The organism is Bradyrhizobium sp. Leo170, assembly GCF_004296405.1.
GTDB lineage: Bacteria > Pseudomonadota > Alphaproteobacteria > Rhizobiales > Xanthobacteraceae > Bradyrhizobium.
Map to the genome: position 1 here is coordinate 1 of NZ_PSRR01000260.1, position 12139 is coordinate 12139.

Here is a 12139-nt window from a genome sequence, read left to right on the forward strand (position 1 = left end):
CTCGGGGCTCGGCCTTTCGATCGTCACCGATCTCGCCGGGCTCTACGGCGGCAGCCTGTCGCTCCGCAATGCGCCGATCGGCGGCTTGCGGGCGGAGCTGGAATTGCCGGGCGTTTGAAGGCCGAGAGCCGCGGCGAGGGGCGCCCGTGCATCATTTCCTAAACGCCTTCTTAACGCGCGCCCTCCTATCATGCCGAGCCGATGCGCTTCTGCGTCGCCATCACAAGCACTCAATCACCCCAGGCCCATGAGCCAGACACCGACCGAGCGGCTGAGGGATTATCTCGCGCAGCTTCCGCCGCAATCGCAGGCGCTGTTGATGCGCGAGTTCGAGCGCGCGGTGGAGCGCGGCGAGGACGTCAACGTCGCCACCCTCGTGCTCGAGCAGTTACGCAAGATCGTGCGCCGGGCCGAGGAGGAGGCGACGCGCCCCCGCGGCGATGATCCGGCGCGCCTGCTGTTCCGTCCGCTCGAGCCGTTCCTGGCCGAAGGCAATTTCCCGATCCGGCCGGGACAGGTCCGCCGCACCTCGCTGCTGCCGATATGGCAGTGGCTCGGCCGTGAAGGCGCGCCTGATGCGACCCGCGAATTCGAGGCCGCGCTTGTGAAGGCGCATGACAGTGGCGCAACTTCGGCCGCCGAGGCCGCAGCCCGCAAATACCAGCTCGCCGCAGCGGAGGCGGTCGTCAAGGTCGCGACGCCAGTGCCGGGCGATGACAAGCAGCGGACGCTGTCGCGCGTCGGCCCGCCCAATGTGGTCGAAGACCTGGTGTCGATCGGGCTGGTGTTGCGCGCGCGCGAGGCACTGGAGACGCTCGGCAGCCGGCTTCCGAGCCAGCTCCGGATGTTCGGCGACACCCAGATCGCCTCCGTCACCGCGGCGCTCAACGTCCCCTCGCTGCAGACGCCGCAATTGCTACCCTTCGCGCTGTCGCTGGTGATGCAGCGCCTGGTCGCGCCCTGGCAGATCATCCGCCTCGCGATCAAGATGGCGGCTTCCGACGACGAGATCCGCGTCGCCGCCACGCCCTATGGCGTCGCCGTCACGATCGCCTTGCACGATCTCTCCTATCTCGCGGCCTGCTTGCGCAGCGATATCCGGCGCGGTCATCTCGACAATGTCGGGGATCAACTGAAGACGCTGCATGACGGTGTGCGCGGCCTGCGTACGGAGCTCGACCTGCGCAACGAATCCACCTGGGGCAAGCAACTGACCTCGATCCGGGCCGACATCTCCAACTCGCTGCAATCGGAGATCGACAGCGTTTCCGGCCGGGTCCGCCGCATCCTGCGCCAGCGCCCGGACAAGGATATCTCCGCCGCCGCCCGGATCGACCCGACCGAAGTCGAGGAGGTCGCCGCCCTCATCGATTTCGTCGCGGTGTGCCGCACCTATGCGAGCGAGCTTGCCATCAACGAGGTGACGCTGCGCACCTATTCCGACCTGCAGCAATATGTCGAGCAGTCCACGGAGGCGCTGGTGCAGTCCTTGCGCGCCGGTGACCACAGGGTGCGCGGCTATCGGCAGCAGCAGGCCAGCGCAGCGATCCGGTTCTGCGAGGTCCTGTTCGGCCATGACTACGCTTCGCTGATGAACCGCGCCGCGGAAAACGCCATGACCGGCGAGCGCAAGTCGTCCCGCGCCGGCTGATCCTCATTTTGACGGTTTTCCTTCTGCGAACCGATATCGGGTTCGCGCGAAAATACGGTTGCTCCCGCAATTTCTCCCTCCGGTCGGTTACGGAGGGCGGTTCCGATCCAGCAATTGTCAATTGCTCCTCTTCCCGCCGGTAGTGTAAAGCGGCACATCGGTACCAGCTTTCGGTGCCGTTCGCCCGGGAACTCGTTGATGACACTCTGGTTTGTGTTCGCGCTGATGACGGTCGCGGCGATCTTCGCCGTGCTTTGGCCGCTTGGTCGCGCGACGCCTGCGACATCCGGCGGCAGCGAGGCCAATGTCTACAAGGACCAACTCGCCGAGATCGAGCGCGATCTCGCCTCGGGCTTGATCGGGGCGTCGGAAGCCGAAGCGGCGCGGGTCGAGATCGGCCGACGCTTGCTTGCGGCCGCGGACAGTGAGGCTGCGGTGGCGCCGAAAGCCAACCTGCCGCTGCGGCGCTCGGCCGCCGTGGCCGCGCTGGTCGGACTGCCGGTGATGGCGGCGGCGTTCTATCTTGTCCTGGGCTCGCCACAGCTCGGCGATTTTCCGCTCGCCGCGCGCAGCCGCATGGCAGACGTCAATCAGCCGCTCGCCAATCTGGTGGCGCAGGTGGAAGCGCATCTTGAGAAGAATCCGACCGATGGACGCGGCTGGAACGTGCTGGCGCCGGTGCTCTCCAGGCTCGGCCGTTACGACGACGCGGTGCGCGCCTATCGCAATTCGATCACCTATAACGGCGACAGTTCGGAACGCCGCGCCGATCTTGGCGAAGCGCTGACTGGTGTGGCCGGTGGTGTCGTCACCGCGGAGGCCAAGGCCGAATTCGAGCGCGCCTTGGCGCAAAATGCCGACGATCCCAAGGCGAACTACTTCCTCGGACTCGCCGCCGAGCAGGACGGCCGCAAGGCCGACGCAGCTTCGATCTGGCGCGGGATGCTCGCCAAGGCGCCGGCGGATGCGCCGTGGCGATCGCTGGTGCAGGCCTCGCTGACGCGGGTCGGCGGCGGTGTCGTCGCGCCAGCGCTGTCAGACGAGACCATGGCCGCGGCCAAGGACATGGGCGCGGACGACCGTTCCGCGATGATCCGCGGCATGGTCGACCGGCTCGCCACGCGCCTGAAGCAGGACGGCAACGATGTCGAGGGATGGCTGCGGCTGGTGCGGGCCTATATGGTGATGGGCGAGCGCGACAAGGCGGTTGCCGCGCTCACCGATGCCCGCCAGGCGGTTGCCAATGATGCCGAACGCTTGCGCCAGCTCAATGAAGGCCTGAAGAATCTCGGGCTGGATGGATGACATGCGCACAGACAGGACCATAGGGAACCATGACGCGTAAGCAGCGGCGTTTGGTGATGATCGGCGGCTCGCTGGCGGTGCTCGCAGTGGCGGCTGCGCTGGTGCTCAGCGCCTTGCGCGATTCCATTGTGTTCTTCTCCACACCCTCGATGGTTGCCGAAAAGCACATCTCCGCCGGGAAGCGGTTCCGCCTCGGCGGCCTTGTGCAGCCCGGCTCGCTCAAGCGCGGCGACAACCTCGCGGTGACGTTTGAGGTCGCCGACGGGAGCGCCACGCTGCCGGTTGCCTACAAGGGAATTCTGCCGGACCTGTTCCGCGAAGGGCAGGGCGTCGTCGCCGAGGGCGCGCTCGATCAATCCGGCGTGTTCCGCGCCGACACCGTGCTCGCAAAGCATGACGAGACCTACATGCCCAAGGAGGTCGCCGACGCCCTGAAGAAGCAGGGCCACTGGAAGGACGATTACGGCAAGCCCAGCGCCTCGGCCGAGACGCAGCCGGTGCAGGGGGCGATGCGTTGATCGCGGAAGCCGGACATTACGCGCTGGTGCTGGCGCTCGGGCTGGCGCTGATCCAGTCGGTCGTGCCGATGCTTGGGGCCCGCTGGGGCGATGTCGCGCTGATGAACGTCGCGCGCTCCACGGCGCTCGCGCAGCTCCTGTTCGTTGGCGCCTCGTTCATCGCGCTGGTGACGCTGCACGTGACCTCGGATTTCTCCGTCGCCAACGTGTTCGAGAACTCGCACTCGATGAAGCCGCTGATCTACAAGATCACCGGCGTCTGGGGTAACCACGAGGGATCGATGCTGCTCTGGGTGTCGATCCTGGCGCTGTTCGGCGGCCTCGTCGCCGCCTTCGGCAACAACCTGCCGCTGACGCTGCGCGCGCACGTGCTCGCCGTGCAGGCCTGGATCGCGAGCGCCTTCTATCTCTTCATCCTGCTCACCTCGAATCCGTTCCTGCGCATCGCCAATCCGCCGGTCGAGGGCAGGGATCTGAACCCGGTGCTGCAGGATATCGGCCTCGCCGTGCATCCGCCGATGCTCTATCTCGGCTATGTCGGCTTCTCGATTTCGTTCTCCTTCGCGGTCGCCGCCCTGATCGAGGGCCGCATCGATGCCGCCTGGGCGCGCTGGGTGCGGCCGTGGACGCTGCTGGCCTGGATCTTCCTCACGCTCGGCATCGCGATGGGCTCGTACTGGGCCTATTACGAGCTCGGCTGGGGCGGCTGGTGGTTCTGGGATCCCGTCGAGAACGCCTCGCTGATGCCCTGGCTCGCCGGCACCGCGCTGTTGCATTCGGCGGTCGTGATGGAGAAGCGGAACGCGCTAAAGGTCTGGACCATCCTGCTGTCGATCCTGACCTTCTCGCTGTCCTTGCTCGGCACTTTCCTGGTGCGCTCCGGCGTCCTGACCTCGGTGCACGCATTTGCGACCGATCCGGCGCGCGGCGTGTTCATCCTCTTGATCCTCTGCCTTTTCATCGGCGGCAGCCTGTCGCTTTATGCGGCCCGGGCGGCGTCCTTGAAGCAGGGCGGCCTGTTCGCGCCGATCTCGCGCGAGGGTGCGCTGGTGCTCAATAACCTGTTCCTGACCACGGCCTGCGCGACCGTGTTCATCGGCACGCTCTATCCGCTGGCGCTCGAGGTCCTGACCGGCGACAAGATCTCGGTCGGCGCGCCGTTCTTCAACCTGACCTTCGGGCCGCTGTTCGTGCCGTTGATGATCGCCGTGCCGTTCGGCCCCTTGCTGGCGTGGAAGCGCGGCGACCTGCTTGGCGCCGCGCAGCGCCTGACCGCGGCCGGCATCGCCGCGCTGATTGCGATCGCGGTGCTGTGGGCCTGGACGCATGGCGGCAGCACCTTTGCGCCGCTCGCGATCGGGCTTGCGGTATTCGTCGTCGCCGGCGCGCTCACCGACCTCGCCGAGCGCATCGGACTGTTCCGGCTTCCGTTCGGCACCTCCGTGCAGCGGGCGCGCGGCCTGCCGCGCGCGGCCTGGGGCACGGCGTTCGCCCATGCCGGCGTCGGGATCGCCCTGATCGGGATCGTCTGCGAGACCACCTGGAACAGCGAATATATCGGCACCATGAAGCCGGGCGATTCCGCGAAAGTCGCCGGCTACGAATTGAAGCTCGACGATCTCGGCCAGCGCCAGGGGCCGAATTTCCGCGAAATGGTGGCGAGGTTCACGGTCGGCCTCGACGGCAAGACCCTCAGCGTCATGACCCCGTCGAAGCGCAATTTCACCACGCGTGGCGCGTCCACCACCGAGGCCGCGCTGCTGACGCGCGGGGTGAGCCAGCTCTATATCTCGCTCGGCGATATCGCCGCCGATGGCGGCATAGCCGTGCGCATCTATCACAAGCCCATGGTGCTCTTGATCTGGTTCGGCCCGGTGCTGATGGCCTTTGGCGGCTTCTTGTCGCTGTCCGACCGGCGCCTGCGCGTCGGCGCGCCGAAGCCGGCGAAGGCCGCGCGCGCATTGCAGGCGGCGGAGTGATGCGGAGGGCGCTTGCCGCTTGTGCGCTGGCGGTTGCCGTGTCGCTCGGCGCACCGGCGGCGTTTGCTGTGCAGCCCGACGAGATCATGGTCGATCCCGCCAAGGAAGCCCGGGCGCGGGAGCTGTCGCGCGAGCTGCGCTGCATGGTGTGCCAGAACCAGTCGATCGACGATTCCGAGGCGCCGCTGGCGCGCGACCTGCGCATCCTGGTCCGCGAGCGGATCGCGGCCGGCGACAGCGACCGGCAGGTGATTGATTTCCTGGTGGCGCGCTACGGCGAATTCGTCCTGCTCAAGCCGCGCTTCAATCCGCATACGCTGCTGCTTTGGTTGGTGCCGCCGCTGGTACTGGTCGGAGGCGGCGTGGCGCTTTGGCGGCTTGGCCGCCGCCGGCCAGCCGCCCCGGCGGCCGCCACAACCGGCGCCCATCTCACTCCTGAAGAGGAGAGCCGGCTGGCTGCGCTGATGTCGGAGGAAGCGCCGGAGGAAAGGCGGACCTGACCTGCGTACTGTTACGTAGGTCCATACGCTTTGGCTTCTGCCGCAGCATTCATCTAATCTTGACCTTTTGTGCGGAACTTGGCCTCGCCCCTTCGTCCAGAGCATGACCTGCGAAGATCGTGTTCACAAAGAGATAGAGCGTGATGATGCTTCGTCATAACGCTCTTGAGCAAGCCGATGTTTTCCAACAGCAATTTGACTATCCGCTTCCTCGTCGCATCCGTCGTCATTGCGCTTCTGGTGCTGCTTGGGATCGGCGGCGGCACGGGCTTCATCGCCGTGCTCTACCTCAACAACGAGATCACGGCGCTTGCCGCTGAGTTCAAATCGCTGAGCGGCCCGGGCCGCGAGCACGCCATGCAGATCTATCAGGAAGCGCAGACCGCGTTCTCCTACTTCCTGATCGCCTGCGGTGCGATCGCCATGATCGCGCTTACGGTTTGCCTGACGACCTATTTCGCGGTTCGGGACGGCGTCATGCGGCCGCTGGCTGGCATGGTGCATGCGATGCGCGAGGTGGCCGAGCAGAAGTACGAGACGCCGATTCCGGGCCTCGGCAGGAGCAATGAAATCGGACTGCTCGCGGGCGCGCTCGAAGTGTTCAAGACCAACGGGATCGAACGCCAGCGGCTAACCGACCAGGAACTGCGCGACGCCCACAACCAGCGCGAGCGTACCCGCTACCTCGACGAGAAGATCCGCGACTTCAACGGCCTCGTCGCCAATGTCGTCGGCAGCGTCGCGGCATCGGCCGTTCGCCTCAGGGGTAACGCCGAAACGCTGTCGCGTGCCGCCAACGAGACCAGCCAGAAGGCGAGCGCGGTTGCCAGCGCCGCCGGCCAGGCCAGCACCAGCGTCCAGACGGTGGCGACTTCCACGGAGCAGATGACGACCTCGATCGCGGCGATCAGCCAGCGCGTCACCGACGCCACCCAGCGCGCCGAGGGCGCGGTGGCGCAGGCGCGCCAGAGCGCCGACACCATCCACGCGCTCTCGGACGCGGCCGAGAAGATCGGGGCCGTCGTGCAGTTGATCCAGACGGTTGCCTCGCAGACCAACCTGTTGGCGCTCAACGCCACCATCGAAGCCGCGCGCGCCGGCGAGGCCGGCAAGGGATTTGCGGTGGTCGCCTCCGAGGTGAAGAACCTCGCGAGCCAGACCAGCAAGGCGACCGAAGAGATCTCGCAGCAGGTCGCGAGCATCCAGGCAATCACGGCGGAAACGCGCGGCGCCATCGACGGGATCTCGAACACGATCGCCGAAATCAGCTCGATCATGTCGGGCATCGACGTCGACACTGCACGCCAGCGCAACGCCACCCAGGACATCTCCAGGAACGTCCAGGACGCGGCGAGGGGAACCATGGACGTGACCAACCACATCGTCCAGATCACCACCACCTCGTCCGACACCGGCCGCATGGCCGGCGAGGCCAAGGATTCCGCGGTCGACCTGTCGCAGCAGGCGGATATCCTCAAGCGCGAAGTCGAGGGTTTCATTGCCAGCGTCAGGGCGGTCTGACCGCTCGCGATTTTGCGACCCCGGAACCCTCCGGGCGGAGTTAGCCGCAAGCGCTGCAGCTCGCGGCTAACTCATTGGCGAAGCTGCGATATTCTGCCGCACCCGGTCTCGTCTCTATTACAAAAGTTTAATTCCGCAGCCAGCGCGCCGTAAGGCTGACGCCCCCATGTTTAAACACGTCCGGTGCTTGCCCCCGCACCTTTCGAATTCTGGCTCTTGGAGATTTTTAGAATGACCGAACGACCCACCGATCTTTCGTCTCTGCCGTCTTACGGCGCGCCGCGGCGTTCGCTGTTCTCGGCCCGCAGATTTGCGTTGATGGCTTCGGTCGTCGCCGGCCTCGGCGTCGCCGCCTATGGCTTGAGCCCGCAGCACAGGCCGAGCGATCTGTTCGCCAGCCCGGCGCAGGCGCAGGTCAACAACGAGGTCCGCAAGGTTCAGCAGCCGGTCGGCTTTGCCGACATTGTCGAGCGCGTGAAGCCGTCGGTGATCTCGGTCAAGGTCAATATCGGCGAGAAGCTCGCCAAGGACGACAGCAATGAGGACTCGCCGTTCCCGCCGGGTTCGCCGATGGAGCGTTTCTTCCGTCGCTTCGGTGGACAGGATGGGCTCCCCCCGGGCATGCGCGGCGGACCGCGTGGCCGTGGTATCGTGACCGGCCAGGGTTCGGGTTTCTTCATTTCGGCTGACGGCTTTGCCGTGACCAACAACCACGTCGTTGACGGCGCTGATAAGGTCGAGGTCACGACCGATGACGGCAAGACGTATTCGGCCAAGGTGATCGGCACCGATCCGCGTACCGACCTCGCGCTGATCAAGGTCGAGGGTGGTTCCAACTTCCCGTTCGCCAAGCTGTCCGACACCAAGCCGCGGATCGGCGATTGGGTGTTGGCGGTCGGCAACCCCTTCGGGCTCGGCGGCACGGTCACCGCCGGTATCGTCTCGGCCTCCGGCCGCGACATCGGCAACGGCCCGTACGACGATTTCATCCAGATCGACGCGCCCGTGAACAAGGGCAACTCCGGTGGCCCGGCGTTCGACGTGTCCGGTGAGGTGATGGGCGTCAACACCGCGATCTATTCGCCCTCCGGCGGCAGCGTCGGCATCGCCTTCTCGATCCCGGCCGCGACGGTGAAGAACGTGGTCGCTCAGCTCAAGGACAAGGGCACGGTCAGCCGCGGCTGGATCGGCGTCCAGATCCAGCCGGTGACCTCCGACATCGCCGACAGCCTCGGCATGAAGAAGGCCGAAGGCGCGCTGGTGGCGGAGCCCCAGGCCAACGGTCCGGCGGCCAAGGCCGGCATCGAGTCCGGCGACGTCATCACCGCCGTCAACGGCGAAACGGTCAAGGATGCGCGCGAGCTCGCCCGCACCATCGGCGGCCTGGCGCCCGGCAATGCGGTGAAGCTCAACGTCCTGCACAAGGGCCAGGAGAAGACCGTCAACCTCACGCTCGGCCAGTTGCCGAACACGGTTGAGGCCAAGGCCGATAACGACAACAGCGATCGCGGCTCTTCCTCCCGCGGCACCGACGTGCCGAAGCTCGGCCTGACGGTGGCCCCCGCCAACAGCGTGGCCGGCGCCGGCAAGGACGGCGTCGTGGTGACCGAGGTCGACCCGAAGAGCGCCGCAGCCGAGCGCGGCTTCAAGGAAGGCGATGTCATTCTTGAAGTCGCCGGCAAGAACGTCACCAGCGCCGGTGACGTGCGCGATGCGATCACCTCCGCACGGAGCGACAACAAGAACAGCGTTTTGATGCGTGTAAAGAGCGGCGGTTCGTCGCGCTTTGTGGCAGTGCCGCTGGCGAAGGGTTAAATAAGAGATGGAAGGCGTCGCCGGCAATCGTCGCCCCCGCCGACGGCCCTTCCTGGGGAGCGAGCCGCAATGCTCGCCCCCCTCTTGCTACCTTCCGGTGGAATGCGCCCCCCTCCGTCGGAAGGCCTAGGGCGGTGAAGTCCCCCAGCTTCACCGCCCACTCTTTCCCCTCCAGCATGATCCGGAAAAGCGGAAGCCGGTTTTCCGGAAGGATCATGCAAATCAACGCGAACGCGCGCGGCCGTCTTGCATGTGCAGGGCGGCCGCGCCATGCTGAGAGGAAACCAATCCCGTGACCGCCACCGCACCTTTAGCCGCACCCCAGATGCGCCTCCTGATCATCGAAGACGATCGCGAATCCGCCGACTATCTCGTCAAGGCGTTCCGCGAAGTCGGCTATATCGCCGACCTCGCCGACGACGGCGAGGAGGGCCTGTCGATGGCCGAAAGCGGCGACTATGACGTCCTCGTCGTCGACCGCATGTTGCCGAAGCGGGACGGCCTGTCCCTGATCGGAACGCTGCGCGAGAAGGGGAACCGCACGCCGGTGTTGATCCTCTCCGCGCTCGGCCAGGTCGACGACCGCATCAAGGGCCTGCGCGCCGGCGGCGACGACTACCTGCCGAAACCCTATTCATTCGCCGAACTGCTGGCGCGCGTCGAAGTGCTGTCGCGCCGCAATGTCGGCCCGGCGGAAGAGACGGTTTATCGGGTCGGCGATCTCGAGCTCGACCGCCTGTCGCACCGCGTCGCCCGCGGCAAGGACGAGCTGACGCTGCAGCCGCGCGAGTTCCGCCTGCTCGAATATCTGATGAAGCATGCAGGCCAGGTGGTGACGCGCACCATGCTGCTCGAGAATGTCTGGGACTATCACTTCGATCCGCAGACCAACGTCATCGACGTACACATCTCGCGCCTGCGCTCCAAGATCGACAAGGGTTTTGAGCGGCCTTTGCTGCACACGATCCGCGGCGCGGGGTACATGATCCGCGATGGCATTCGGTAGCTGACTGCGAAAACATAGTTGCATCGGCGCTGGACCAGGAGGTCGCAAGTGGCAAAGAAGCTACCGCCGATGCACCCCGGGGAAGTGCTCCGGGAGGAGTTTCTTGTTCCGCTCTCACTGTCGGCCGGAGCGCTCGCGAAAGTTTGCGGCGTCCCGCGCACCAGAATCGAGCGGATCGCGAATGAGGAAACTGCAATAACGGCGGACACTGCACTGCGGCTATCGAAGGCGTTGAATACGTCCGCTCAACTTTGGCTCAACCTGCAGAATGCGTACGACGTTCGAACGGCTGAGCTTGGGATTGGCCGTGAGTTGGACAAGATCAAGCCGATCGTTACGGCAGCTTGAATGTGAGCGCCCGCTCCATGGCGCTTTGCGGCGACCCGAAAATCGACGATTGCCACCATGAACGCATTGTCACTTCTGGCGGTCGGATCGCCCATGTTAGATTGCGAGCATCAGACAGCAACGCGCGGCAGCAACAGCTTGGGTAGCATCATCCGTGACGGCATTCGGTAAACTGATCCGCACCACGGCGTTCCGGCTGACGCTGGTCTATCTGTTCTTGTTCGCGCTGTTCGCCGCTTCGCTGCTCGGTTATTTCGCGTGGAATACGCGTCGCCTCATCACCGAGCAGATCACCTCCACCGTCAATGCCGAGGTCGGCGAGGTCACCGAGATCTACAACCGGCGTGGCCTGCGCGGCCTCGCGCTCACCATCGGCAACCGGGCGCTGCGGCCGGGCGCCAACCTCTATCTCGTGACCGCACCGAACGGGCAGGCGATCGCCGGCAATGTCGGCTCGTTGGCGCCGGGCGTGATGGGAATGGAGGGCTGGACCGAGACGGCCTATCGGCGGCTCGACGACAACGACAACACCGATCACCGCGCGCTGGTGCGCGTCACGGAGATGACCAACGGTTTCCGGCTGCTGATCGGACGAGATCTTGAGGAGCGGCGGCGGCTGTTCGGCATCGTCGCCAAAGCCGCGCAATGGTCGATTCTGGTCGTGGTCGTGCTCGGCATCGGCGGCGGCATCTTCGTCGCGCGGCGGGTGCTGCAGCGGATCGATGCCATGACCGGCACCGCGCAGCGCATCATGGCCGGCGATCTCTCCGACCGCCTGCCGGTCGGCCGCAGCGGCGATGAGCTCGACCGTCTCGCCGAGAACCTCAACGCCATGCTGGAGCGCATCGAGGCGCTGATGACGGGGCTGAAGGAGGTCTCCGACAACATCGCCCACGACCTCAAGACGCCGCTGACGCGCCTTCGCAACCGCGCCGAGGAGGCATTGGCGCGCGCCAGGAGCGAGGCGGATTACCGGGCGGCGCTGGAGCGCACCATTGAGGAATCCGATGGCCTGATCCGCACCTTCAATGCACTCTTGATGATCGCACGGGCGGAGTCCGGGCAGGCGCGCGGCAACATGGATGATTTCGATGCGGCCGACGTCGCCGCCGGCATCCATGAGCTCTACGAGCCGCTCGCCGAGGACGACGGCATGAGCCTGCATGTGAAGACCGCACCCAGTGCGATGCATGGCAACCGTGAATTGATCAGCCAGGCGCTCGCCAACCTCGTCGAGAACGCGATCAAGTATGGCAAGCCGGTGGTGCAGCCGATCGACCCGGAGGCGGCCGCCGCAGCCAAGGAAATCCTGATCGAGGCGCGGCGCGAGGCCGACTCCGTGCTGCTCAGTGTCACCGACCACGGTCCCGGCATTCCCGAGGCCGACCGCAAGCACGCAGTCGAACGATTCGTCCGGCTCGAGGCGAGCCGCACGTTGCCGGGTTCCGGGCTCGGGCTGAGCCTGGTCGCGGCGGTCGCGACACTGCACGGCGGCG

The 12139-nt window shown here is 65.9% G+C and carries 10 protein-coding genes; all 10 read left to right on the plus strand.

Annotation, left to right across the window (positions count from 1 at the left end):
• Nucleotides 1-247 precede the first annotated feature (247 nt).
• Nucleotides 248-1651 carry a hypothetical protein gene (locus tag CWO89_RS31750; protein WP_130582454.1) on the plus strand — a complete coding sequence of 468 codons (1404 nt, stop codon included), beginning with the start codon at nucleotides 248-250 and terminating at the stop codon, nucleotides 1649-1651.
• 198 nt (nucleotides 1652-1849) lie between these two features.
• Entirely contained in the window at nucleotides 1850-2956 is a 1107-nt protein-coding gene (gene ccmI / locus CWO89_RS31755; RefSeq protein WP_130582455.1) for a c-type cytochrome biogenesis protein CcmI, read from the plus strand.
• Nucleotides 2957-2985: 29 nt separating this feature from the next.
• Nucleotides 2986-3474 (plus strand): cytochrome c maturation protein CcmE, encoded by a 489-nt coding sequence (ccmE, locus tag CWO89_RS31760; protein ID WP_130582456.1) that lies wholly within the window; start codon nucleotides 2986-2988, stop codon nucleotides 3472-3474.
• The gene (locus tag CWO89_RS31765; RefSeq protein WP_130582457.1) at nucleotides 3471-5453 is read left to right on the plus strand and encodes a heme lyase CcmF/NrfE family subunit; all 1983 of its coding nucleotides are present in this window, start codon (nucleotides 3471-3473) and stop codon (nucleotides 5451-5453) included. The genes ccmE and CWO89_RS31765 overlap by 4 nt, the downstream gene beginning before the upstream one ends.
• Nucleotides 5453-5953: a cytochrome c-type biogenesis protein gene (locus CWO89_RS31770; RefSeq protein ID WP_130582458.1), complete on the plus strand. Its 501-nt coding sequence runs from the start codon at nucleotides 5453-5455 to the stop codon at nucleotides 5951-5953. The genes CWO89_RS31765 and CWO89_RS31770 overlap by 1 nt, the downstream gene beginning before the upstream one ends.
• A gap of 177 nt (nucleotides 5954-6130) precedes the next feature.
• Nucleotides 6131-7474 carry a methyl-accepting chemotaxis protein gene (locus CWO89_RS31775; RefSeq protein ID WP_130582459.1) on the plus strand — a complete coding sequence of 448 codons (1344 nt, stop codon included), beginning with the start codon at nucleotides 6131-6133 and terminating at the stop codon, nucleotides 7472-7474.
• 231 nt (nucleotides 7475-7705) lie between these two features.
• Nucleotides 7706-9289, plus strand: coding sequence for a Do family serine endopeptidase (locus CWO89_RS31780; RefSeq protein WP_130582460.1), 1584 nt, complete (start codon nucleotides 7706-7708; stop codon nucleotides 9287-9289).
• A gap of 325 nt (nucleotides 9290-9614) precedes the next feature.
• On the plus strand, nucleotides 9615-10295 hold the full coding sequence (locus CWO89_RS31785; protein ID WP_027581499.1) for a response regulator transcription factor: 681 nt from the start codon (nucleotides 9615-9617) through the stop codon (nucleotides 10293-10295).
• Between the two features lie 48 nt (nucleotides 10296-10343).
• Nucleotides 10344-10643 (plus strand): HigA family addiction module antitoxin, encoded by a 300-nt coding sequence (locus CWO89_RS31790; protein WP_130582461.1) that lies wholly within the window; start codon nucleotides 10344-10346, stop codon nucleotides 10641-10643.
• 154 nt (nucleotides 10644-10797) lie between these two features.
• Nucleotides 10798-12139, plus strand: a 1342-nt coding sequence (locus CWO89_RS31795; protein ID WP_130582462.1) for an ATP-binding protein, incomplete at its 3' end; no start/stop codon positions are given.